Origin of the sequence: Paenibacillus antibioticophila (assembly GCF_000455265.1) — a bacterium.
Taxonomy (GTDB): Bacteria; Bacillota; Bacilli; order Paenibacillales; family Paenibacillaceae; genus Fontibacillus; species Fontibacillus antibioticophila.
In genome coordinates this window covers 1,886,883-1,910,723 of sequence record NZ_HG005139.1, presented here as the reverse complement: position 1 = coordinate 1,910,723, position 23,841 = coordinate 1,886,883, and the positions used below count along the sequence as shown (strand labels likewise).

Sequence of the window (23,841 nt, the reverse complement as noted above, 5' to 3'; positions counted from 1 at the left end):
CGGATGGATCCATTTTCAGATATCAAGCTTGAGGCCGCTTCGCTCGGACGAGACCTGCTGGTGACGATCACCGGCGGGGAAGTCCATATCGGGGCGGCCTCAACCGCTTATTGGACGGACGGCAGGGTGGACGTGCAGACCGCTGCTGTTCCTGGCCACAAGGAGCATGTGCTTACCGTGAAGCTGGCGCAACGGGCAGCCGCTCAGCTTCACTGCACGGTTACCCTTGTTATGGGGATTCACTATGATAATCTGACCAAGCTTGAAATTGATCAGATCAGTAAGCGTACGGAACAGTTAATGGAGCAATATTTGCTGCAGGCAGAGAGAAGAAACGGAGATGAACAACATGGGTGAAAATCAACAGGATAAAATGTCGCGGAGGGCCTTGCCGGTGGCTGCAGCCCAAGAGAAAGTCATTTCCTTCTGCGGAAAATTAACCAGTGAATTCGTCAGTCTTTCCGAGGCTAAAGGCCGGGTGTTGGCCGAAACGGTCAAGGCTCCGCATCCGTATCCGCATTTCCGCCGCTCGGGCATGGATGGATATGCAATTATTAGCAGCGATACAGCAGGCTGCTCGGCACAAACTCCGGTTCACCTCGAGGTGATAGATGAGATCCCTTGCGGCAGTCTGCCCTCGGTGGCTCTTGTTCCCGGAACTGCTGCAAGAATCATGACAGGAGCCAAGGTGCCGGATGAAGCGGATGCGGTAGTCATGTTTGAAATGACAGAGGCCACCGACGGAGAGTCCGGGTATTATGTGAAGCTGAAGCGTGAGATCGCTTCCGGAGCGAATATTACGCCGGTGGGATTGGAGCTTGCCGAAGGTGATGTGATTCTGGAGGCTGGTCAGGTCATTTCGGCAGGGGAAATTTCGGTGCTGGCTACGTTCGGAATCTCCGAGGTCGCCGTGATCCGCAAGCCGCGCGTAGCCGTGATGGCGACCGGCTCAGAGCTGCTTGCAGTTGATGAACCGCTGCAGGACGGCCGGATCCGCAACAGCAACACCTACATGCTTGAAAGTCAGATTAAAGACGCAGGAGCTGAGCCGATTGTTCTGAACGCGATTGCGGACGATCTTTCCACGGCGAGAAGCAGAGTGCTGGAAGCGATCGAGGAATACGATCTCGTCATTTCCACAGGCGGCGTCTCGGTCGGTGACTTCGATATTATGGCCGATCTTGTGCTGGGCGATGAGATGGAAATGCTGTTCAACAAGGTGATGATGCGTCCGGGCAGTGTAACGACAGCCGCGGTCAGGCAGGGGAAGCTCTTGTTTGCCTTATCAGGCAATCCCGGAGCCTGCTTTGTCGGCTTCGAGTTGTTCGTCAGACCGGCTATTGGCCGTATGATGGGGATAGAGCAACCCTTCCTGAAAGAGGTGGAGGCGACACTGGCGGCTGATTATCCCAAGATCAATGCCTACACGCGGTTTGTTCGGGGACGCATCGCTGTGGAAGGAGCCCGGCTGCGGGCTTACCCGGCTGCGCTTGATGAATCCAGTGTGATGATTACGATCAAGGATAGCAATGCCTTGCTCGTGATTCCGCCGACAACCGAAGGGGTTCAATCCGGGGAACGGATTAAAGTTCTGCTGCTTCCGGGAGTCGCGGGCTAATCTAACGCTCCACTTGCCGTAGTTTCCTGCAAATGTGCAGCGATATAAAGACCTGCGTAAGCGCAGGGGGCAACGTGTGAAGTGTGCTTACGATCGCTGTTGTTCGCGGATTTCTTTGATTGAAATAGTAGGGTAGAAATCCGCTCACAAAGGCGACCACTTTCGCTTAATGCTTTCGAAGTAGCTTTCTTACAGAAAGCTTGTAACCCTTCACACTTATGCCCTTATTACGCAGGCTCTTAGTTCAGCTTTATTGGTGCTTCACTTTAGTAGCTCACACACGTTCTCCCTGCGGTGGCCAGGCACTTGAATCCATCGATATGTACATACAACCTCGTCATCCGGCATATCAGGTGGCGGATGCCCTAATACGTATCATCTTGCAGCACTGAGTAGGGACTGTAGTAGCGCATTCTGCAAAATGCTCGAGCAAGTATGCATTACGCACTGCAAATTCGGATTCACACAATTTAGTGAAAAAAGTTACTTTAAATTCAGAAAAACTGGCAGTAAGGCGGATATAGTGAAATTTTTGCGCTTAAAGTTGGCTAAAACGCAGATTTGGCTAGTTACTGGAGATCTAAGGTAAGTTTTTTCACTAAAGTTAGATTCGAGCGCTGAATGAAGAATTTAAGGTAAAAAAGTTCACTGGAGCATGACCGGATCCAGGTTGATCGAGTAAGGCGAGTGAAGTGCAGAGTAGAGAATGGTATGGCGATTGGACAAGCGAAGTTCGGAGCGAGACTGGAATGTCAGTTGGAGAAGCGAATATAGGTGTAAGGCCGGAGCCTGATCTGACAGGTGCGTTCGGTGCAAGGCAAGGCCGGAGCATCATGGTGTTGGGGCGTAATACCGGACACGTGAGCAGTATCGTACTTGCGTGGAGCTACAGGCGGCATGTTGATTGAAGTGCAGCTTATGGCGTAGCTATCTGCAACTGCATTGATTGTAGCTGAATCGAAAGGGCGAAGTAGCCAGGCATAAGTGTGAAGGTAAAAGCTTTCTGTAAGAAAGCTACTCCGGAAGCATAGAGCGGAGCGTTCGCCTTTGTGAGCGGATTTCAACCTAGTTAGAACTTAGTCCAATTGAAGGAATCCGTGAACAACAGCGATCGAAAGTACACTTCACACGTTGCCTCATCTAACTTGCCTCTATGTTTAGCTGTTCTCTGCTATTGCTCACTGGGCCGCGTCTGGAACATACAGTATTGTCAGTTCCGGCGTTCAATCGCTTCGGACATGGTCTTATCCGTCAGATGGGCATAGACCTCGGTTGTCTCGGTAGATGCATGTCCTAGCTGTTCCTTTGTCTTGTAGATATCATTTTGCAGATAATAGTCCGTGGCAAAGGAATGGCGCAGCTTATGCACGGTAAGATAGGGCTTCCCGAAGCGTTTGGCGTATTTGATGATCATCGCCTGAATGGCCCGTTTGGTCATGCGCTTGCCTTCCTTGCTTCCGTTCGGAATGGTTACAAACAGGGCTTTCTCCCGCTTCGGGGTCTTGTAGCGTGTGTGGCGCAGGGCAAGATAATGAGTCAAATCGTCCTTGGATTGCTCCCGGAAATAGACCGGCGTTTTGAAGGTCTCATCATTATGTCCCTTGCGGAACACATAGAGCAGCTTATTCGCCAAATCCAAATCATTCACATTTAAATTGACGATCTCAGATACCCGGAGTCCGGAATTCAGAATAAGGCTTGCAATGCAGGCATCGCGCTCCCGGTTAAGCTCAAAAGCATGAAGTGCCTGTTTATTATCCTGAATATCCTCGCGATACCCTTCTGCAATGTAGGTAATAAATTCCGTAATTTCTTCTTCCTCGAGTATTTTTCCTTTAAGCTTTGCCGCCGTATCCTTCGGCTTATGGATCCGCTTGATTTCCACCTTGGCCATAATGTTCCGCTTTAGCAGCGGATAGAAGTTCTCGTCTTCGGCAATCTGGCTCAAATAATGAAACAGCGAGCGAAGGGAGGACATTTTGCGGGATACCGTGACTTTTGAATTGGTTCCTTCTGTCCGTGTGGTTAGATGCAAGCGGTAAGCTACGATGCTCTCCATATGAAGCACTTCGAGATCATAAAGTGTAATATCCCCGATCACAGCAGCACTCGTCAAGCCCTCGGCGATTAGCCAGCCGAAGAATTGCTCGTAATCCCGCACATATTCAAGCAGGGTCGAGGGGGACAGGTCAGGCAGCTTGTAATCTATAAATTGCTGAACATAGCCGGGCATTCGCACAACCCGTTCATCCAGCTTTTTACGGTCGATCATCTTTTGAATACTCATAACGCTATGCAGCCCCCTGATTTAGCAAGGTAATTTCAAATCGCAAAAAATGAAAATTTCAACATATGAAAAATTCAGAACAGGATTCTTATTTCAGCGAATCTAGCTCAGTCACCACAATGCCATTCTTTACTCGTAATTATATCATTCTTCTATTCGTAAAAAGAAGGAGCCTGAGCTAAATTAGTAATCATATAGGAAACATATAAAATGTTATGTCAACCAATGAAAGAGGAATGAAGAAGACATAACCGAATGATCAGCATTATACACAAGAATTAATCAGATAAATAAAGAAATTAATCGCATAAATTAATTACCAAGAAGAAAGGCGACAAGTCTTTCTCCCCAAGGAAGCAGTGTTTGTCGCCAATCTTTTATAAATCCAGCTTGCTGATTTCATCTTTGAGCTTATTGGCTGAGGCCTGGAATTGCGCTAGCTCTTGATCGCCCAGTTCGAGGTTGAGTACTTGTCTAACCCCGGAACCATCAACGATACATGGAACGCCCAGATAGACATCCGATACGCCGTTGTAATCGGTTAGCAGGGTAGAGACATTGAGGACAGAGCCTTCGTCCTGCAGGATGGAGGTAATAATCCGGTCAAGTGCCAACGCAATGGCATAAGAAGTTGCTCCCTTGGCATTGATGATTTCATAGGCAGCATTTTTGGTATTGTTGAAGATTTCCTCGCGGTCCTGTTCGGAGAATTCCAGACTGATTCCGGCGACGTTCGCGAGGCTCCACAGAGGCAGCTCCGAATCTCCATGCTCACCTACGATATGCGCATGAATGCTGCGAGGATTAATCCCTTTATTTTGACCGATCAAATAACGGAATCGCGCACTGTCCAGCAAGGTCCCCGAACCGATGACCCGGTTGGAGGGGAAGCCGCTCTTGCGCAGGGACACATAGCTCAAAATATCAACCGGATTGGTCGCCACCAGAATAATCCCGTGATCATTGTATTGCACGATATTTTTGATAATGCTGTCGAAGATTCCAGCGTTCCGCTTCAGCAGATCGATGCGAGTCTCACCCGGCTTTTGTGAAGCACCAGCGGCAATCACAATAACATCCGCATCCTTGCAATCACTGTAATCCCCAGCCCAAATCTTCACGCCCCCTGTAAAAGGAAGTCCATGATTCATATCCAGAGCTTCGCCCAAGGCCTTGTCTTTATTCGCATCGATCAGAACCAGCTCGGATACACGTTCCCGGAGAAACAGGGTGTATGCCGTAGTCGTTCCGACAGCTCCGGTTCCGATAATAACTACTCTGCTGGAACGTAATTGCGTATTCATCAGATCATCTCCCTACATCTGGATTCAAAACCACTCTTAGGTTGTTCAGCATCTTGAGCGGTTATGTACTTATTTACTCTGATTATTGTACATGAAACAGAAGTTAATAGGCAAAATTGTGAATACAAGAAAGTAAGTCAATTCATGTATTCAATATTTATAGTTAACATAATATATTTTATGTTATTTTTAGTGAAGTAATAACTTTGTAACCGTAGATGTAACTATTCTGTAAGGACGAAGCGGGCTGTTTTATATTATTCTAGTTATAACATCAGATAGAGAGAGGATTTTGATATAGCTATGACAAACCGTCCTACTTCCGAAAGCCGCACCACATCACGTTCACAGCACAAATCAGGCAAAACGATGAAATCGCTAGTCACTGTCGCCCTCATTCTATCGTCTATATCGATTGTTATGTCTGCCTATGCGGCCAATCAAATTATCCATGGATCCAAGTCGGCTGTAGGGGCAAAAATGCAGACTCCTCCTGCAGCAACTTCACCGGTCACTGTACCCCAAAACCCAACGTCCGAGCCCCGAGACAGCTCTGCTGAAGAGGCTATTTCAACTGAAGATTCAGCCTTTAAACCCGGCTCCGAGGATAAGAGTATTGCAAACCCAGATAAGAGCCCGGCTTCGGCTTCATCAGAGAATACAAACACCCGATCTGCTGTTTCTGAGCAGAAGGTGGTTTATCTAACCTTTGACGACGGACCGAGTAAATATACCGATACGATAGTGGATCTGCTGCAGAAGCGGGGAATCCATGCTACTTTTTTTATGATTGGCAGTCAATTGAAGGATCATGAGGAATCCGTGAAACGGACGATCGAGTTGGGAAATTATGTCGGACTTCATAGTATGAGTCACAACAAGAAGAAGCTTTATGACAGTGGAAAGGCGGAGCCGTTCTTGAAGGAATATCAACAGGAGCAGGCACTGGTGAATGAGCTTACAGGAACGACACCTTGGTTGATTCGGGCTCCCTATGGGAGCAAGCCGGGAGTGAACGCGGATATTCGCGACCGTCTGGCAGAAGCCAACTTCAAAATGTGGGATTGGACCGTGGATTCCAAGGACTGGAGCTATACGGACAAGCCGGATAAAATCATTCAGGAAGTGAAACGCCAGGTTCGCAGGGATACCGAAGTTATATTAATGCATGAGAAGTCTCAGACCATAAAGGCCCTTCCTGACATCATTGATTATCTGCAGAAGAAGGGATATTCCTTTGCTGTCTATAAGCCAGAGATGCACTTCCCTGTAAATTTTGCCAAGGATGATCGTTTGTGACCCGGATGGTATAATAGATTGCAACGGATTCTACTAAGTCTGACCGACTGGAAATGAGGTATTTCGTAATGAACAGCTGTCTACGCTTCATCAGCGCCTTGTTGATTATGGCGACGCTGCTTGCGGCTTGCTCGGCGAACCCGTCACTTCCTGTGAACAGCCCTGTCTCTATTGAGGATACTCAGGAAGAGGGACAGACGCTCACGATCGTTAATCCTGAATCTATCGATTCAAATATGCAAACGGAACAACTCTCAGATGGCAAGAAGTATCAAATCCAGACCCGGCTCACAGATTTTCATCTGTTAAGCTCGACGACCGGGCTGGCATGGGGGGCTACTCGAAATGAGCTCCGTCTATACCGTACTGAGGACAATGGCGCAACCTGGACCAACATTTCTCCGTCCTCTTCAATCTTATTTTCCAGCAGCCCTGAATTTGGGAAGGATTTCTTCTTCTTGAACAAGGACACAGGATGGATCATTCGGAATACGATCAACTCTGGTGAGGCTATTATTCTGCGGACAAATAATGGCGGACTAGTCTGGAAAATGGCTTCTTTGCCGGATGTAGCCCGGGTTGTAGCTGTCTTCTTTCTGGACGAAGAGCAAGGCTGGATTGTTACCGAGGGGGATTATCGATCCAGCAGCGAGGCAAAGGCTGTCTATTTAACCAAAGATAGCGGCGCAACCTGGAAGAAAATCATGAGTACGCCGATCATTGCGGCAGATGCATCGGCACGGCTTAACAAGCTGCCCAAAATAGGTGTTATTTCCGGAATGAGCTTTACAGACAAGAACCACGGATTAGTAAGTGTGCTGGAAGCCGGCCAGCCATCTCTTTACAGAACGACAAACAGCGGTGTGAACTGGAGTAAAGTGGAGGGATGGTTTGATCATTCGAAGTTTGTGTCCTGTTCGCGCTTTAGCGTGGATGCCCCGGAATTTTTCCGCGGCAATACACGGAATGGATGGGTTCCTTTTGGTTGTGTCAAAGAGGATGCAATTAAATATCAGGGATACTTCACCGAGGATGGAGGAGCTTCGTGGAGCTTCGTGCCTTTCTCCGTGCCTTGGCAGCAAGATGATTCATCAGCCTTGGCAACAACCTTCCTGAATCGTAGAGAAGGGTGGTCGCTCCACGGATCCTTGGTCTACCATACAACCGATCTCGGAGCAAATTGGTCGCTGCTGCCTCAGAGTGCCAAGCTTTCCGAAATTGTTCTTGAGTATCCTAATGTTCTTAAGGTACAGTTTTTCAATTCTCAATTGGGCTGGCTGCTAGTAGGACAAAGCGATAATAACCGTTCGTTGCTTATGCAGACCATGGACGGAGGAGTCAGCTGGCAGGTGCTTTAAAATGAAAATACAATGTGACTTTTCTCATGAAGTTCATCATTTTGTGAAATTTATCACGTTCACTCCAAATACTTTTTGATATATTTAACTTGTAAGAAGAAATGAGAGAAATGCAAGTTCGATCACATACAAAACCTTTAGGAGTGAGTCATGATGAAAACAGTCAACCCAGAAAATGTTACCCGCAACTACCTGCAATTCTGCTACACTTGCGAGGATGCTCACCTGTGCACGACTGAAGAGACTTGCCGGGCTTGTTGGGCAGAGCAAGGACTATGTGCTTCGCCGGAAGAGAATGCTGAAGAGACCAGAGAATTGCTGCAATTATACTATGCATAAAAAGAACGAGAACCCAGCGTAACCTTCGCGCATCCTGGCGAGGGTTATTTTTTTACAAAGAAACAGGACAAGACTTGAATAATTTAGCCGGGACATGAATACAAGTTTTTGATCTAAGAGCATATATATGAGAATGAAAAGGGAGGATGACCGAAAAGCGCTATAAGTTGAACTATAAAAGCTACGTTGCCCCTAGAACATAAATTTCAGTAGTTTAACTTATATGCTTGCGTGATAAGGAGGGGAAGCATGCAATCGTGGGTCGAAATGTTCGATATAATGAACTCTGCTTTTCCAATCTTCATCGTCGTCTTGATCGGGATTCTTGCTATTACTACAGTCAGCGGCATTCATCGTCATGTATCCAATAGCCGGAAGCCTATGCTCAGTGTCCATTCCCTCATTGTAGGCAAGCGTACAGAGGTGTCGCATCGCCACGATCCTGATCTGTCGGTGAATCGCACGGATTCTAAATACTTTATAACCTTTGAAGTGGAGAGCGGAGACCGGCTGGAGTTCATTGTGAGCGGAGACGAATACGGGCAGTGCTCGGAGGGAGATGAGGGCAAGCTGACGTTCCAGGGAACGCGATACCTAGGATTTGAGCGAATGAGAAGGGCTTATCGGACTACTGGAATGCAGGAGTACAGGCATTACTAACTATTAAGGATAAAATCAAGAGCTGTTCCGAGGGAACAGCTCTTTTTGTGTGCATTCATTTTCTATTGAGCAACCGCATGCAGCTGTAATCTCTCGGCGAGGATCTGCTGCGCAGCCGCTCGCCCGCTTGAGAAGGAGCGTTCGGCCAACTCGCCCTTGCCTTCACAGCCGTCACCGCAGAAGAAGAGAGGCGTACCGGGAAGCTGTACAGGAAGGAGTTGATTGGAATGAATGTTCTTAATGCTGGATACCATGGCCTTCTTCGATACTCTCTTCACTTCAGCGTGTTCCCGCCAGCCCGGGTAATGCGTATCGAACAACGCCTCCATCTGCTGCAGTCTTTCATCCAGATAGCGCTTCTTTTGCTCTTCGTCCTCAAAGGTATCATTCAAATAAGCGATGCCCTGCAGCAGTTGGCCCCCGGCTGGAGCCACCGTGTGATCGGTAGCCGATACATCACTGATAAAGACTTTATGATCCATATCGCTAATATAGTGGAAGGGGCGGGCCACGACATGATTGAAGCCGACGTCATATACGAGAACCTCTGTGCAGCTGTTAGCATTATAGGCGGCAAGCTTATCCGCCCACGGCGTAGAGTCCAGCAGCTTCCCCGCTTGTTGAATAGGCATTGCCAAAATAACTTGATCAAAGATCAGCTCTTCCCGAGTTTTGGTCTTTAATCTGAACTGTCCATCTACATAATCGATAGCTTCGACAGCTTCCTTCACCGCAATGTCCCATCTGCGATTATTGCGGATCTTGTCGGCCAATTGATTTGTAATGGTGGACCAGCTGCCAATAATGTAATTGACCGGCCGATTGGAGAGAAATAAATTATGGTAATATTCTGCGATGACCTCGCCGGAAACCTGGCGGGCATCCTCCGGAGTAATGAAGAAGTTGGAGCAGACGAGATGCTCCCATAGTTCCTTCACATCTTCCGAGGAATGTGCCTGATCGAGATATTCTCCGAGTGTGGCATAGTTTTTCAGATGATGCACATTTCCGATTACCGCCGCAACCTCGGCAACAAATCTCAGTTTTTCTTTTACCGTAAGCACATCGGTCTTCATAATGTTCACGAAATCAAGCGGGGCAGGGGTGAGCACGCCATTCTTGGCATAGACAACCTTCCGCTTGTCAACCTGCTTGCTGTCAAATCGAAGCTGAAGCTCCTGTCCCATCATTTGCAAGGTGTGTCTGTCGAACCCATACACAGCGTGAGCGCCAAAGTTCAAGGTGAATCCGGATTTCTCATAAGTAAAGGCCCGTCCGCCAAGCTGCGGACTTCGTTCAAATACGGTTCCTTCCGTCTCCGGGTTTTTGGATAAGTATGCCGCTGCAGTCAACCCGGCCAGACCGCCGCCAATAATTGCGATTTTCATGTGAGAACCTCCTAAAAGGTTATTGAAAACAAATTGGATCGTGCACATGGCATAGAACGCAAAGGGACACCAAGCTTTAACAATCTTAGTATATGCTATTCATGTAAGCGCGTCCATAGAAATAGACACTAAATATTCAAAATTGCAATCGCATTCACGACCTATTTAATGATTACCCCTTGACAAGCCCTAAATAACTTTCTTGGGTTGCACCTCCTTGGGCTATCGCACATAAAATACATCACTGGAGAAGAAGGGAAGGAGGGAATAGAAACTTGGCTGTAATTCAAACGAACTCAGAAGATGTTAAGCTGTTAGCCAGATTGATCCGGGCCGAGGCGGAAGGAGAAGGGCTGGAAGGCATGCTGATGGTAGGTAATGTCGGCGTAAACCGGATCCTGGGCAATTGCCTGGATTTCCGGGACATCCGTAGCATGAGAGACATGGTCTTCCAATCTCCGGGCGGATTCGAAGCCACTCAGAAGGGATACTTTTATCAAGGCGCTAGGGAGCGCGACATCGATCTGGCCAGAAGAGTTATTAACGGAGAAAAGATCCGCCCCGCTTCCAATGCCTTATGGTTCTTCAGACCGGCAGGAGACTGCCCGTCTACATGGTACAATCAGCAAAACACCGGACGCTTTAAAGCCCACTGCTTCTTCGCTCCTACTGCGGAGGATTGTCCGCAGGTCTACTAACTTCAAGTAAATAGAAGGAGGATTTATCCACATGTTCAATTCAACGTATCAGCAAGGGGCATTCGGACAAGGAGGTACGGGATTCCGTCCCTATCCGATGATGAGCGGAACCATGCCTTATGCCGCCCAGCAGACCCAGACCATGCCGCCTAAAGTGCCAAGCGGTAGTCCAATGACGACTTCTGGAACCGTAGTACCGGTACAAATTCCCGCCTATGAACAATCGTACATCGAGAATATTTTAAGGCTGAATTTGGGCAAAGTCGGTACATTTTATATGACCTACGAGAACAATTCGGAATGGAATGCAAAAATATTCAAGGGCGTGCTTGAAGCGGCAGGTAGAGACCATATTATTATTAGCGATCCTACAACCGGCGTACGGACTATTCTGTTGATGGTGAATCTGAATTATGCGACCTTTGACCAGCCGCTTGTCTATCAATATCCTGGAACCATCGGCAACATACCTACGACAAGATAGGATAGACGGCGAGAGCTCGGCAGTATAGGATAAAACCGTTTAAAGATTGATTTTGCATGCCTGGGGCAACGTGTGAAGGGTGCTTAGGCACACTTCACACGTTGCCCCATCTAACTCGCCCTCCGAACGGATTATTTTTGACCGAAAGCCTGGCTATCTGTCATAGACCAAAGTTTGACTGTGTAGTGTATAATAATATAATTAATTATAAATATTCATATTACGGAGCTGAGCCTGTGCTGTTCACTCTATACCGCGAAGGAGGTGCTCCTATTCTCCGAATTTACGGCGGGAATAGGAAACAAATTGACTGACCCTTTACCGAGTCTTTTTTCATTAGGATTAATGCTGCTATTGGTGCTGCTGAATGGTTTCTTTGTCTCTGCGGAGTTCGCCATCGTCAAGATCAGAAGCAGCCGAATGGATGCCTTAATCGAAGAAGGACGCAAAAGTGCCGTCATTGCTAAAAATCTGCTTCAACATCTGGACGGATACTTATCTGCCTGTCAGCTGGGAATTACGCTTTGCTCACTTGGTTTGGGATGGCTCGGAGAGCCATTAGTAGCGGGGCTGCTGGACCCGGTGTTTGAGGCTGCCGGATTGACTGACCGTGCTGCCCATGTAACTTCACTCGCTATATCCTTTATCTTGATCGCAGTTCTACATATCGTGCTTGGAGAATTAGCTCCAAAGTCTTTGGCCGTCCGAAAATACGAGAAAATAACCTTGTTGTGGGCGAGACCGATGCTTGTATTTTACCGGATCATGTATCCCGTCGTTTGGCTATTGAACCGCTTGTCTTCCGGGCTGCTTCGGTTGGTAGGCATCACACCGCAGGAAGGACAGAATCATCTGCATACTGAGGAAGAAATCCGGGTGATGATGAAGGAAAGCTCGGAGAGCGGACTAATTGACAGTACCGAAATGTCACTGGTCGACAACATCTTTGAATTCAGAGTTACCACCGCAAGAGAAATCATGATTCCCCGCACGGAAATGATATGTCTTTATACGCAAAATTCACTGGAAGAAAACCTGACGATTGCTCTGGACGGGACACGCACGAGATATCCCGTGTGTGATGTTGATAAGGATCATATTATCGGATTCATTCATATCAAGGATCTGATCCGCTCGAGCACACAGGATTACCGTGACCTGGTCAGACCGATCATGGCGGTGCCAGAATCGACTCAAATCAGTGAACTGATGAAGCGAATGCAGCGTGGAAAGACGCAGATTGCCATCCTGATCGATGAATATGGCGGCACCTCGGGAATGGTGACCCTGGAGGACATCGTCGAAGAGATCGTAGGAGAGATTCAGGATGAATTTGATGAAGAGCGTCCTGGCATCGAGCAGGTGAGCGAGGATGAATTTTCTATTGACGGGCTGATGCTAATCGAATCGGTCAATGACCGTTTCGGCTTCGAGCTGGATTGTGAGGATTACGATACCATTGGCGGCTGGCTATATTCGCGAATCGAGGTATTACCTCCAACTGTCGGCCAATCCGTGGAATCCGAAGGACATCTGTTCAGTGTAGAAGAAATTGATCATAAACGAATCTCACGCGTCAAGCTGCTCAAACGGCAATTCGTACCGATTGAGGAAGCTGGCGCCTAAGAAAATAGAAGGCTGCTTTGTCCGCAGAATTGCGGAACGAAGCAGCCTTTCTTGTTCATGCCATTAATTATCAGGACGGATCTTCTTCGTCCGGCAGCATTGATTCATAATTTCCAGCGTTACGGCGTGCCGCCATGGCAGGTGAATCGGAATTGCCGAAGCGCTCCACCGTACGCCAAGCGCCTGCATCATCAAATCGTCCGCTATGCTGCCAGCCGATCTCATCCGGACGGGCGGGCGGGGGAGTAATGAGGTCTTCCTCCACAATGCGTGATATGAGACCTTGTACCTCAGCTTCCTTTTGGGCGTGCTCTGTGCAAAATTCGGTATATGGCATGACAGTTAATCGTTCATAGGGAATTGTTTGACCGCAGACGACGCAGTTTCCATATGTGCCTTTACGGATTCGGCCTAATGCTTCTCCGATTTCGCTCATTCGCTGCTTCAGATTATCAGCAAGGGCCAGATCCCGGCTGCGTTCAAATAGTTCGGTGCCCGCATCGGCAGGATGGTTGTCATAAGCAGAGAGCTCGCCGGTCGAATCGGTTAGGGAGTCTTCGCCGGAGCTATCAAAATGATGTTCTAGCTCCCGCTGCTCCTCCAGCAGGGCATGCTCCAGCGTGCGCAATTGTGAATCGCTAAGATGAGTCATGCTCATTCCTCCTTTGCAGACATGTTACCCGTTCACGCACGCAGCAAATCACCCTGCCGGATAATTCCAGCAGGGTGATGGAGGTTTAAAGCATGTGGATTGAGCCTGGCGTACAATTAGAACGCCCAATTTCCCTTAGCAAATACAGGCTCTTCCGTTCCGTCAGCAGTGACGCCGTAGATGTCCATTTCCGCGGAGCCGACCATAAAGTCCTCATGCGCGAAGCTTGCGTTCAGGCCATGCTCGTTCAATTCCTCGCGGGTCATCGATTTGCCGCCTTCCAGGTTGAAGGCATAAGCATTTCCGATCGCCAGATGGTTCGAGGCATTTTCATCAAACAAGGTATTATAGAACAAAATGCCCGATTGGGAAATTGGCGAACCATGAGGAACCAGGGCAACCTCGCCAAGATAATGGGAGCCTTCATCCAGTTCAACCAGCTGCTTCAGCGTTGCTTCTCCTACCTTGGCGGAATAGTCAACAATCCGTCCGTCCTTGAAGGTCAGCTGGAACTCGTCGATAATATTGCCGTTATAGCTAAGCGGCTTCGTGCTGGACACAGTTCCGTTCACACCGGTCTTCAGCGGAGCGGTGAACACTTCCTCGGTCGGAAGATTGGCCAGGAAGGTGTTGCCTTGTGCGTTCAAGCTTTCGGCAGCAACCCACAGATGTCCTTTTGGAAGCTCGATCGTAAGATCCGTACCCGGAGCTATGTAATGAAGCTTCTTATACTTTTTGCTATTGAGATACTCTGATTTTTGCGTGAGGTTGGCGATATGCTCTTTCCAGGCGGCAACCGGATCAGGCTGATCGATACGCACGGTCTTGAAGATCGCTTCCCACAGGGCGTTGACTTGCTCATTCTCCGGAAGCTCAGGGAACACCTTGGCTGCCCAGCTCTTGGAAGGTACTGCCACGATGGACCAGCTGAATTTGTCCGCCATTTGCAGCTCGCGGTATTTGCTCATCGCCTTGCCGTAGGTCTTCTGGTGATTCGTAATCCGCTGCGGATCAATACCTGTCAACAAATCCGGGTCGGAAGAGATGACATGAAGTACGGCAGCGCCATTCTCAACATATTCAAGCATTTCGCCTGCGTACCATTTCGGATCATCAAGGAAAGACTCATCAGCAGCCTTCTCATAACGGAGACGCGTTACGGTATCATCCGTCCAGTTCACCTTAACGAATCTTGCTCCGGCTTCATATGCTTGCTTCACGATCAGGCGCACCAGCTCGGCTGAATCAACTGTTGCAACCACGATCAGATTTTGACCGGGTTGGACATTTACACCGATTCGGACTGCCAGATCGGCGTATTTTTGCAGCTTGTCTTGAAAATTGGACATGGGTTCGTCTCCTCCACAACTAATGGAATAGTTTTTTACTATCATACTACGATTCAGAAGCTTGTTCCAATTAACCGATGGTTATTTTCCCCTCCGGATACCTGTACAGCTCCTTTTCGGATTTTGGCGTGATCGCATATGCCAGTGTAACAGGTCCGATACGGCCCAGAAACATAACGATGCAAAGGATCACCTTGCTGATATCCGTTAGACGCGGGGTCAAGTCCAGACTCATTCCGGCGGTCGCGAAGGCTGACGTCGTCTCGAACAGCAGCGGCAAGAATTCGCGATCCTCCAGCGTAGAGAGGACCATTCCCGTTAAGACAACAAGGATCAAGGCCAGCCAGGTCTGGGTAATGGCCCGCATGATGGATTCCTTGGACAGTCTTCTCCGGAAAAATACAATATCCTCACGCCCGCGCAGCATAGCGTACATGGCCCCGAGCAGCACTGCGAAAACCGTAACCTTGATCCCGCCTCCGGTTGATCCGGGCGCTGCGCCGATAAACATTAAGATAATCAGCAAGAATTGGGTTGAATGCTCCATTTCCGCAACGCTCAGAGTTGTGACCCCTCCGGATCTGGAGCTGATGGAATGGAAGAACGAGCTCATCAGCTTGTCGCCGAAGGTTTCGGATTGCAGTGTAGCCGGATTTTTCATTTCCAGCAACAGGATCAGCAAGGCGCCTGCAACAACCAGGATGCCGGACATACTAAGGACGACCTTGGAGTGCAAGGTCAGCTTTCGGGTATGGCGATAGTGCAGCAGGTCTGAAATCACAATAAAGCCAATCCCGCCGAGAAAGATCAGCACCATGACAACGATATTGACATAGGGATCGCCTGCATATTCAGCCAGGCCGCTGAATTTTCCGTGGACTGAGCCGAACAGATCGAAGCCCGCATTATTAAAGATAGAAATGCTGTGGAACAACCCGAAATAGAGAGCCTGTCCAAGCGGCATATCGACCGCCCAGCGAGCAGCGAGCAGAAGGGCTCCGATGACCTCGATAACAAGCGAATACTGAATCACCCGGCGAAGCAGGGTCATGAGATTCTCCATTGAGTTATGGTTCATTGCCTCCTGGAGCACCAGCCGGTCCCGGAGCGAGATGCGGCGGTTGAAGGCGAGCGCGATCAAAGTACCGATGACCATGAAGCCCAGTCCGCCGATTTGGACCAGGAGCAGCAGTACAACCTGGCCGAAGAGGGAAAAATGAGTGCCGGTGTCCACGACAGCAAGACCTGTGACACAGGTCGCGGAGGTAGCCATAAACAGGGCATCGATCAAGCCCATCGGCTTGCCGTCAGCAGACGCGGGGCCGAGCGACAGCAAGAAGGTGCCCAGAATAATGATGATGCCGAAGCCGTAAGATAATACTTTCGCCGGAGTCAGCGCACCGGACTTTGGGATGGTTTTAGCCAAAGAAGATTCACCTCATACATGTTGTTGCTATATACGCAAAAAATGATACGATAATATCACCCATTATAGTGGAACTTGACTGTAGAAGAAATCAATTTCCTACAAAAACGCAGAAAGGGAGTTTGCGCCGATGAAATTTAATATTGTGGAAGCCTCCATGCATAAAGATTCCGAAGGAGCATTTTTGGGTAAAACCGTCTTTGAGGTTGAAGGACACAAAGCGGCCTACGAGATCACCTTCTTCAGCAAGAGGGGGAAGGAGTGGGACTACAGCCTTCATTATGCCCATGAATCCGGATTAGAGGCGCAATTTATGGAGGTCGATGCCGCACTCGAAGAGGATGATGACTGGTTTGATGCGCTGCTGGATGCAGCCCAGGCCGCGCTCGGAGCGTAGCCGGTCAATACATAGGAAATTGTGAAGGGGGAGGATGCCTATGATGGATAAGCCTTTTTACAGAAGAGCCCTTGGCACCATTATGATTCTCACCATCATTTATTTGATTCACAAAGTGAAATTCATTTTTAATCCGCTGGAGACACTGGTACAAATTCTGATTGTGCCATTCACGATCTCAGGATTTCTATACTATTTGCTAAGGCCGATCGTTCAGTTCCTTGAGGCTAGAAAGCTTAACCGGATGCTTTCGATCCTGTTGATTTATCTCCTGTTTGCCGGCTTGGTTGCGTTGTTCCTGATTCTGGTCTGGCCGCCTCTCCAGAAGCAGATCATCGACTTTGGCAACAATATTCCGAAGCTGGTCACGAGCCTGGAAGCGCAGTTCAATGCAATTCGGGACAATCGATTGATGTCCATGCTGCAAACCGAGAACACGCAGTTGATGGAAAAGGTAACCGAGTACGTCAATCAAGGCCTAAAGCAAGCAAGCGGATATGTATCTCATGTAGTCACCTTCCTGAATGATTTCTTCATTGTGGTGGGTACGGTACCGATCATGCTTTATTATATGCTGAAGGAAGACCAACGCGTCAGACCGGCGCTGTTGCGGACGGTTCCCAAGACATACCGCAGTGAAGCTCAATCCGTACTTAGCGAAATTGACGGCATGCTAAAAGGATTTATTGCAGGAAGAATGATAAGCGCCATCGTGCTCGCCATCATGAGCTTTGTCGGATTTTGGATCATCGGACTTCCGTATCCGCTTCTGCTTGCTATCGTGGGAGCCTTATTCAGCTTCATTCCTTATTTCGGGGCTTTGCTGGGAGCAATCCCTTGCGTTATCGTGGCCTTTACGGTATCACCGACCATGGTGATCGGGGTGATTATCATTGTCGTAGCAGCCCAGCAGATCGAAGGCAATCTAGTTTCGCCTTACATTTATGGAAAGACAATTAATATTCATCCTCTGACTACGATCATTCTGCTCTTGATTGCAGGTGATTTTGCAGGGATTCTCGGCATGATCCTGGCGATTCCGACCTATATGGTCGCAAAAATTGTGATCGTGAAAATCTACCGGATTTATATGGATTCGAAAACAGAAGAGCTCAGTCTATAGTCCTAAAACTTTTCCGCAACCTCTTTTTGGGTGAGGAAAATCATATCACCAGTTCCACTCCTTGCGAGATGATTAATCTAATAAATTGGTTAATCAAAAATGCTCGGGGGATGATAGGAAATGGCAGTCACCGCCAAAAACGGAAAGTACTTTTACGCTTGGAGTAAAATACTGCCCGACGGATCGTTTTACCTGCCGGATCAGGCCCTGCAGGAATACGGAATTCGAACGAATTCCAATGTGATTCTGATGTCCGGGCGCAATACGGCAAAAGGGTTTAGCGTCGTATGCAAGGAACTGATTGATAATTCTCCCCTCGCGAAGGTTTTTGCAGCCGTTCCGGAAATTCAGAATTTCCAGGTGCCTCCCGGCCATATCACCAGTTTTAAAGAGCGTGTATTTTGCTGGACGCATCTGGCCTCAGATCATTACATCCGTCTGCCGCTGCCTACCTGGGAGCAATTCGGCGTTCAGCCCGGGGATCGATTGTTGAGCTTGCGAGCAACGCATCTTGCCTTTAACAATCTTGCCGAAGGGCCATACATCGAATTGGCCAAGCAAGTTCGGGGAATGACGGTATACGAATAGTCATGTCATTTCCAGCCAAAAGCACTTTGTCTCCTTTCTAGGGGACAAGGTGCTTTTTTGTTCTTGTATTTCTATATAGGTTGAGTTGAAGTGGCTGCGTTGAAGAGGCATAATGCCCGCGTACAATCAGTAGCTCAACGTATAAAGATTCCGTGTAATTCATGTTAAATAGGAAAGCCTGATAAAGAAGCCATAAGGACGAAGGGAGCACATTGGATGAAGGCGTTAACCTATCAAGGTAAGAGAGCTGTTCGGGTGAAGGAGGTACCGGATGCCAAGCTGGAGAAAAAGGATGATATTCTCATTCGGGTGACTTCAACGGCGATTTGCGGATCCGATCTGCACATTTATAATGGGGAAGTTCCCGGTATGTACGATGATTATGTGATCGGCCATGAGCCGATGGGGGTTGTGACTGATGTCGGTCCCGCCGTAGAGCGAATCAAGAAGGGAGACCGCGTCATCATTCCGTTCAACGTGGCGTGCGGGGAGTGCTTCTTCTGCAAAAACCAACTGGAAAGCCAGTGCGACCAGGCCAACCCTGAACGGGATACAGGGGGCTACTTCGGGTATTCAACGAGGTATGGTGATTATGCAGGAGGACAGGCTGAGCTGCTTAGAGTTCCGTTCGGCAATTTCGTTCCTTTTGTAGTTCCTGAGCAGGTGGAGATCGAGGATGAGAAGCTGCTGTTCCTCTCCGACGTTATTCCGACTGCCTATTGGAGCGTTATAAATGGAGGGGTAAAGCCCGGAGATACGGTCATTATTTTGGGCTGCGGCCCCGTCGGCCTGATGGTGCAGAAATTCGCCTGGCAGAAAGGCGCGAAGCGAGTGATTGCCGTAGACCATCTGGATTATCGGCTTGCTCACGCGAAAGCTACAAACAAGGCGGAAATTTTTAATTTTGAGGAATTTGATGATTTTGAAGCGCATCTGAAGGAGATCACCCGCGGCGGTGCCGACGTAGTCATTGACTGTGTCGGGCTGGATGCCAAGAAATCCGTGGCCGAGAAGGTGGAGACCGCATTGATGCTGCAAGGCGGATCTCTTCAAGCCTTTAATACAGCAGCGCAGGTCGTGCGTAAAGGCGGGACCATCCAGGTAACCGGTGTCTACGGGTTGAAATACAATATGTTCCCGTTCGGAGATTTATTTGAGCGTAATGTTAATATCCGGACTGGACAGGCTCCTATTATTCATCTCATCCCTGAGCTTTACCGGCAAATCGTATCCGGCAAGCTCGATCCCACCGACATTATCACGCATCGGCTCTCGCTGGATGAGGCTGAGGATGCTTACAGCATGTTCAATGATAAGAAAGACAGTTGTATCAAGGTAGTCCTGAAGCCATAAGCAGCCTTGGCAGCTCCGTCCTGATCCTCGGGGCTGCCCGCTTGGTTTGCAGGTTCCCATGTCCTTCCCGAAACGTGTATAATAGAAGCAACTTCATAGAAAATCCATTTATTTGAAAGGAGGTTGGTATATGAATCCGGCGTTATTAATCATTGATTTGCAGGAAGGACATATTCCTGGCCCAAGGAAACGGGGCGAGGTGGAAGAGGTATGCATGTATATTAATTATGTATCCAGTCTGTTTCGGGATGCAGGCAAGCCTATTGTTGTCATTCAAGACATTGAGGTTGAAGGTGGAATTGACTCGGAGGATTTCGCAGTTATTCCTGAAATTGAGCTGACAGGGGGAGAATTAATACTTCACAAGGAATGGTCGAATGCCTTCTGGAAGACAAATCTGGAGGACGTACTTCGGCAGGAGGGCGTTGATTTTGTAATTGTATGCGGCTTCGCGGCCGAGCATTGTGTTACATTCACTTATAACGGAGCCAAGGAACGCGGATTTGGCGCAGCCTATTTGCAAAACGGATTACTTGGCGAGCATCCGAATGCGGTTCAAGCCGTTACCGAGGTTCGCCCGCTCATATCTTATCCTGTTATCGCTTCAATATTGAAGTCTTAAGGAGGGACTTATGTTTGATCCTACGGTATTCGACAATCTGAAGGTTGTGCTTGAAGGGGCCGTTTACGACATGGACTCTGAGGGACAATTGCAAGTGATAGGCCGGACGGACAGAATCGAATTGTCTGCCATGTCGAGGTTCTACGCGATCAAATTCATCTTGCCGGAGCAGAAGGACACTTGGGCAGAGCTCAGATTATGGGCCGATACAGAAGATTTGGCTGGTGAAATTATGGAATTGGGATCTGTCACGCTGGGATGCCATATGCAGCCTGTATTCTTCAAATATGTTCGAGATCCCGTTACAGATTGTCCGCGTATTGAACAGCTGGTCACAGAAATCTGGGGGCGGCATGTGGGACAGACACAACGAATCTCCACCATATACGGCCAAACTGACGCACTTCCGCTCAACGAAATTTCCGTTCATTTCATGCGCAGATTCGGTGAAGAAGTGATTCAGGACTTACCGCAAATGCTTGAACATATGCTAATTATGTTGAAACAGTTATGAGAGCTGAGGAGCGCGACTATATTACATAAGATTCATTTATTTGGGGAGGAAATAACGTGTCGGCACATGATATCGATTACCGTATTATCGGGGAAGAAATGCAATGCGTGGAAATTCAACTGGATCAAAGAGAGAGCGTAGTTGCCGAGGCCGGCAGCTTCATGATGATGGATCAGGATATCCGCATGGAGACGATCTTCGGCGACGGCAGCAATCAGGGCAGCGGCTTGATGGGGAAGCTGATGGGAGCGGGGAAGCGCCTGATTACCGGAGAAGGGCTATTCATGACCGTCTTTACGAATGAAGGCTATCAACGGCAGAGCGTCACCTTTGCTTCACCTTATCCCGGAAAAATCATTCCTATGGATCTTTCCATGCTTGGCGGCAAGATTATCTGTCAAAAGGACTCCTTCCTGTGCGCGGCCAAAGGCGTGTCCCTTGGCATCGAATTTCAGCGTCGGTTAGGAACAGGATTCTTCGGAGGCGAAGGCTTCATTATGCAGAAGCTTGAGGGTGATGGCCTGGCTTTTGTTCATTCCGGTGGGCTGGTGCTGGAGCGGACGCTCGCACCGGGAGAGATGCTGCGCCTGGATACCGGCTGTCTCGTTGCCATGACGGCGTCGGTGGATTACAACATCGAGATGGTCAAGGGCGTGAAGACAGCCTTGTTTGGGGGAGAAGGGCTATTCTTCGCCACCTTGCGCGGACCCGGGAAGGTCTGGGTTCAGTCCTTGCCATTCAGCCGCCTTGCGGATCGCGTGTTGTCCTCTGCACGGTATGGTCGCGGCAGTAAGGATGAAGGCAGTGTATTAGGCGGTCTTGGCAATTTATTTGAACGCTAATTTCAGTGAAGAAGTGACAAAGGGAATTGACATTTCCGAGCATTTGTAACTATGATAGTTACATCGAAAAAAGGAAAAGAGGGTCAACCATGACGATCAGTTCCCGGTTTGCCGTAGCCATACATGCACTTTCTTTGCTGGAACTAAATAAGGACGGAGTAAATACCTCCGATTATATTGCAAGCAGCGTTAACACGAATCCTGTAGTGATCCGTCGGATTCTGGGCATGCTAAATAAAGCGGGTATTGTTCAGGTTCGTCCGGGTGTAGCAGGAACGCGGCTGGCTCGTTCCGTCTCCGAGCTTACACTGCTGGATATTTATCGTGCTGTTGAAGTCGTCGAAGAGGATGCTCTGTTCGCGATTCATGAGAAGCCGAATCCCAACTGTCCGGTTGGCAAGCATATACAGGAATCCATCGAGCCGGTATTTTCCGCTGCTCAGCATGCCATGGAGCAGACCTTGGCGAAGGTGAGTCTGGAGGAGATTGTCGGCAAGCTGAATCATGTTGCCTGCGATGATGACCAGCACGCACCGGAGCAGATTAAATAAAGTCCCCGCCAAGGGGGCTTTTTTTGGTCCTTTGAAATTTTGCTTGACAACGCGCTTTATCTGTAACTATACTTGTTACAAGTAAATGTAACCAAAATAGTTACAATTAAAAAGAAGCTCGAAAGGAAGGGCGAAAGATGAACAGGATCCATCCTCGATCTGAAATAGGACTTGTACAATTAAAAATTAGCAACATGGAAACCTCGCTCCGATTTTATCAAGAAGTGATCGGTCTCAAGCTGGTTCGCCAGGAGGGAGCTATTGCTGAATTGAGTGCCGACGGCGTGCATCCGTTGGTGGTTCTGGAGGAGAATCAACTCTTCCAGAAGCAGCGCAACCGCAGAACCTCAGGCTTATACCATTTTGCGATTCTACTGCCGGATCGCCAGTCGCTGGGTATAGCTCTGCGGAATTTGATCCGTCATCAGATTCCGGTTGGTCAAGGCGATCATCTTGTCAGCGAGGCTTTGTATCTTGATGATCCTGACGGCAACGGGATTGAAATTTATGCGGATCGCCCAAGGGATACCTGGAAGAGAGACGAACACGGAGGGATCATCATGACCACGGATCCGGTGGATGTCAGCGGCCTCATGGCGATCTCCGAGGGGATTAGCTGGCAAGGCATGCCCGCGGGCACCAAGATCGGGCATATCCATCTGCATGTCGGTGATTTACATATAGCCGAGCATTTCTACTGCGATATCATTGGATTTGACCGAATCACAACTTATGGAGATGCAGCCCTGTTTATTTCCGCAGGCGGATATCATCATCATATTGGTCTCAATACCTGGGCAGGCAAGGGAGCCCCGCCGGCTCCGGAGCAAGCAGCAGGATTAAGATATTATTCCATTCTCATCCCGGAGGAAGCTTCATTGCAGGAAATCCTGAACCGCCTGGAAGCGGAGGGAATAGCATTTGCAAAGCTTGAAGGTCAGCAAGGAGCAGCGCTCAAGGATCCATTCGGCAACGGGATTGAGCTGGTGGTTCTGAAATGAGTAATTCATCCCATTAATTAATTTAAACCCAGGAGGATAAAGAACATGGCAAAGATTGCGGTTATTGGAGCGAACGGAAAGGCTGGAAGTCGTATTTTGGGAGAAGCAAAGCAAAGAGGTCATCAGGTTACTGCGATTGTAAGGGATGCGTCCAAGCTCGCGGAGAAGGACACTGCTTACATCGAAAAGGACATCTTTCAATTAACGACAGCGGATCTTGAAGGCTTTGATGTGGTCGTTAACGCATTCGCAGCTCCGATCGGACAAGAAGAGCAATATGTGGAAGCGGGGAATGTGCTGATTAAGGCGTTGCGGAATAAGCCGGATACTCGTCTGTTCGTTGTCGGCGGAGCAGGAAGCTT

Annotated in this window: 26 protein-coding genes; 20 read left to right on the top strand and 6 right to left on the bottom strand. The window is 48.7% G+C overall.

The annotated features are described in order from the left end of the window. The first annotated feature begins 3 nt into the window (after window positions 1-3). From lpdD to TX85_RS26750, 3 genes are all read left to right on the top strand, one after another. Window positions 4-357, top strand: coding sequence for a prenylated flavin chaperone LpdD (gene lpdD, locus TX85_RS08745; RefSeq protein WP_044478706.1), 354 nt, complete (start codon window positions 4-6; stop codon window positions 355-357). Further along, complete coding sequence (locus TX85_RS08740) at window positions 350-1,618, top strand: molybdopterin molybdotransferase MoeA (protein ID WP_233500665.1); 1,269 nt, start codon at window positions 350-352, stop codon at window positions 1,616-1,618. Before lpdD ends, TX85_RS08740 begins: the two co-directional genes overlap by 8 nt. Before the next feature lie 692 nt (window positions 1,619-2,310). Next, window positions 2,311-2,526: a hypothetical protein gene (locus TX85_RS26750; RefSeq protein ID WP_148444352.1), complete on the top strand. Its 216-nt coding sequence runs from the start codon at window positions 2,311-2,313 to the stop codon at window positions 2,524-2,526. A gap of 302 nt (window positions 2,527-2,828) precedes the next feature. On the opposite strand, the gene xerS is transcribed toward TX85_RS26750, so the two are convergent. Both xerS and TX85_RS08730 read right to left on the bottom strand, forming a co-directional pair. Then, a complete protein-coding gene (xerS, locus tag TX85_RS08735; protein WP_044478703.1) occupies window positions 2,829-3,905 on the bottom strand; it encodes a tyrosine recombinase XerS in 1,077 nt (358 codons plus the stop codon). Between the two features lie 377 nt (window positions 3,906-4,282). Then, on the bottom strand, window positions 4,283-5,209 hold the full coding sequence (locus TX85_RS08730; RefSeq protein WP_044478701.1) for an L-lactate dehydrogenase: 927 nt from the start codon (window positions 5,207-5,209) through the stop codon (window positions 4,283-4,285). A gap of 369 nt (window positions 5,210-5,578) precedes the next feature. On the opposite strand from TX85_RS08730, the gene TX85_RS08725 reads away from it, so the two are divergent. From TX85_RS08725 to TX85_RS08710, 4 genes are all read left to right on the top strand, one after another. After that, complete coding sequence (locus tag TX85_RS08725) at window positions 5,579-6,508, top strand: polysaccharide deacetylase family protein (RefSeq protein WP_158297313.1); 930 nt, start codon at window positions 5,579-5,581, stop codon at window positions 6,506-6,508. Between the two features lie 68 nt (window positions 6,509-6,576). Next, entirely contained in the window at window positions 6,577-7,866 is a 1,290-nt protein-coding gene (locus TX85_RS08720; protein ID WP_044478699.1) for a WD40/YVTN/BNR-like repeat-containing protein, read from the top strand. A 153-nt stretch (window positions 7,867-8,019) separates the two neighbouring features. Further along, the gene (locus TX85_RS08715) at window positions 8,020-8,205 is read left to right on the top strand and encodes a hypothetical protein (RefSeq protein WP_044478698.1); all 186 of its coding nucleotides are present in this window, start codon (window positions 8,020-8,022) and stop codon (window positions 8,203-8,205) included. Between the two features lie 249 nt (window positions 8,206-8,454). Beyond that, on the top strand, window positions 8,455-8,865 hold the full coding sequence (locus TX85_RS08710; protein WP_044478697.1) for a DUF2500 domain-containing protein: 411 nt from the start codon (window positions 8,455-8,457) through the stop codon (window positions 8,863-8,865). A gap of 62 nt (window positions 8,866-8,927) precedes the next feature. Here TX85_RS08710 and TX85_RS08705 read toward each other — a convergent pair whose 3' ends face one another. Beyond that, the gene (locus tag TX85_RS08705) at window positions 8,928-10,253 is read right to left on the bottom strand and encodes a protoporphyrinogen/coproporphyrinogen oxidase (RefSeq protein WP_044478696.1); all 1,326 of its coding nucleotides are present in this window, start codon (window positions 10,251-10,253) and stop codon (window positions 8,928-8,930) included. Between the two features lie 275 nt (window positions 10,254-10,528). Between TX85_RS08705 and TX85_RS08700 the strand changes: the two genes are divergently transcribed. The 3 genes from TX85_RS08700 (at window position 10,529) to TX85_RS08690 (ending at window position 13,061) form a co-directional block, all read left to right on the top strand. After that, window positions 10,529-10,951, top strand: a complete 423-nt coding sequence (locus TX85_RS08700) for a cell wall hydrolase (RefSeq protein ID WP_044478695.1) — start codon at window positions 10,529-10,531, stop codon at window positions 10,949-10,951. A 97-nt stretch (window positions 10,952-11,048) separates the two neighbouring features. Next, window positions 11,049-11,435, top strand: coding sequence for a spore coat protein GerQ (gene gerQ, locus TX85_RS08695; RefSeq protein WP_233500734.1), 387 nt, complete (start codon window positions 11,049-11,051; stop codon window positions 11,433-11,435). Between the two features lie 345 nt (window positions 11,436-11,780). Next, window positions 11,781-13,061 carry a hemolysin family protein gene (locus TX85_RS08690; protein ID WP_187375134.1) on the top strand — a complete coding sequence of 427 codons (1,281 nt, stop codon included), beginning with the start codon at window positions 11,781-11,783 and terminating at the stop codon, window positions 13,059-13,061. Window positions 13,062-13,131: 70 nt separating this feature from the next. Here TX85_RS08690 and TX85_RS08685 read toward each other — a convergent pair whose 3' ends face one another. The 3 genes from TX85_RS08685 to TX85_RS08675 all read right to left on the bottom strand — a co-directional run bounded on the left by TX85_RS08685 (window position 13,132) and on the right by TX85_RS08675 (window position 16,488). Further along, entirely contained in the window at window positions 13,132-13,713 is a 582-nt protein-coding gene (locus tag TX85_RS08685) for a TraR/DksA C4-type zinc finger protein (protein WP_044478693.1), read from the bottom strand. 116 nt (window positions 13,714-13,829) lie between these two features. Continuing rightward, window positions 13,830-15,062 carry an aminopeptidase gene (locus TX85_RS08680; protein WP_044478692.1) on the bottom strand — a complete coding sequence of 411 codons (1,233 nt, stop codon included), beginning with the start codon at window positions 15,060-15,062 and terminating at the stop codon, window positions 13,830-13,832. A gap of 70 nt (window positions 15,063-15,132) precedes the next feature. Next, the gene (locus TX85_RS08675) at window positions 15,133-16,488 is read right to left on the bottom strand and encodes a TrkH family potassium uptake protein (RefSeq protein ID WP_081671679.1); all 1,356 of its coding nucleotides are present in this window, start codon (window positions 16,486-16,488) and stop codon (window positions 15,133-15,135) included. Window positions 16,489-16,618: 130 nt separating this feature from the next. Between TX85_RS08675 and TX85_RS08670 the strand changes: the two genes are divergently transcribed. The 10 genes from TX85_RS08670 to TX85_RS27480 form a co-directional block, all read left to right on the top strand. Then, window positions 16,619-16,885: a hypothetical protein gene (locus TX85_RS08670; protein WP_049894877.1), complete on the top strand. Its 267-nt coding sequence runs from the start codon at window positions 16,619-16,621 to the stop codon at window positions 16,883-16,885. Window positions 16,886-16,928: 43 nt separating this feature from the next. Beyond that, window positions 16,929-18,008: an AI-2E family transporter gene (locus TX85_RS08665; protein WP_233500664.1), complete on the top strand. Its 1,080-nt coding sequence runs from the start codon at window positions 16,929-16,931 to the stop codon at window positions 18,006-18,008. Between the two features lie 120 nt (window positions 18,009-18,128). Further along, entirely contained in the window at window positions 18,129-18,596 is a 468-nt protein-coding gene (locus tag TX85_RS08660) for a hypothetical protein (RefSeq protein ID WP_044478688.1), read from the top strand. Between the two features lie 216 nt (window positions 18,597-18,812). Continuing rightward, window positions 18,813-19,949 (top strand): zinc-dependent alcohol dehydrogenase, encoded by a 1,137-nt coding sequence (locus TX85_RS08655; protein WP_044478687.1) that lies wholly within the window; start codon window positions 18,813-18,815, stop codon window positions 19,947-19,949. A gap of 130 nt (window positions 19,950-20,079) precedes the next feature. Then, on the top strand, window positions 20,080-20,571 hold the full coding sequence (locus tag TX85_RS08650) for an isochorismatase family protein (RefSeq protein ID WP_044478686.1): 492 nt from the start codon (window positions 20,080-20,082) through the stop codon (window positions 20,569-20,571). 10 nt (window positions 20,572-20,581) lie between these two features. Next, entirely contained in the window at window positions 20,582-21,085 is a 504-nt protein-coding gene (locus tag TX85_RS08645) for a hypothetical protein (protein WP_044478684.1), read from the top strand. A gap of 56 nt (window positions 21,086-21,141) precedes the next feature. Continuing rightward, entirely contained in the window at window positions 21,142-21,927 is a 786-nt protein-coding gene (locus TX85_RS08640) for a TIGR00266 family protein (protein WP_044478683.1), read from the top strand. 89 nt (window positions 21,928-22,016) lie between these two features. Continuing rightward, window positions 22,017-22,478, top strand: a complete 462-nt coding sequence (locus tag TX85_RS08635) for an Rrf2 family transcriptional regulator (protein WP_044478682.1) — start codon at window positions 22,017-22,019, stop codon at window positions 22,476-22,478. A 137-nt stretch (window positions 22,479-22,615) separates the two neighbouring features. Then, window positions 22,616-23,479 (top strand): VOC family protein, encoded by an 864-nt coding sequence (locus tag TX85_RS08630; RefSeq protein WP_044478680.1) that lies wholly within the window; start codon window positions 22,616-22,618, stop codon window positions 23,477-23,479. A gap of 45 nt (window positions 23,480-23,524) precedes the next feature. Then, window positions 23,525-23,841, top strand: a 317-nt coding sequence (locus TX85_RS27480; RefSeq protein WP_044478679.1) for an NAD(P)-dependent oxidoreductase, incomplete at its 3' end; no start/stop codon positions are given.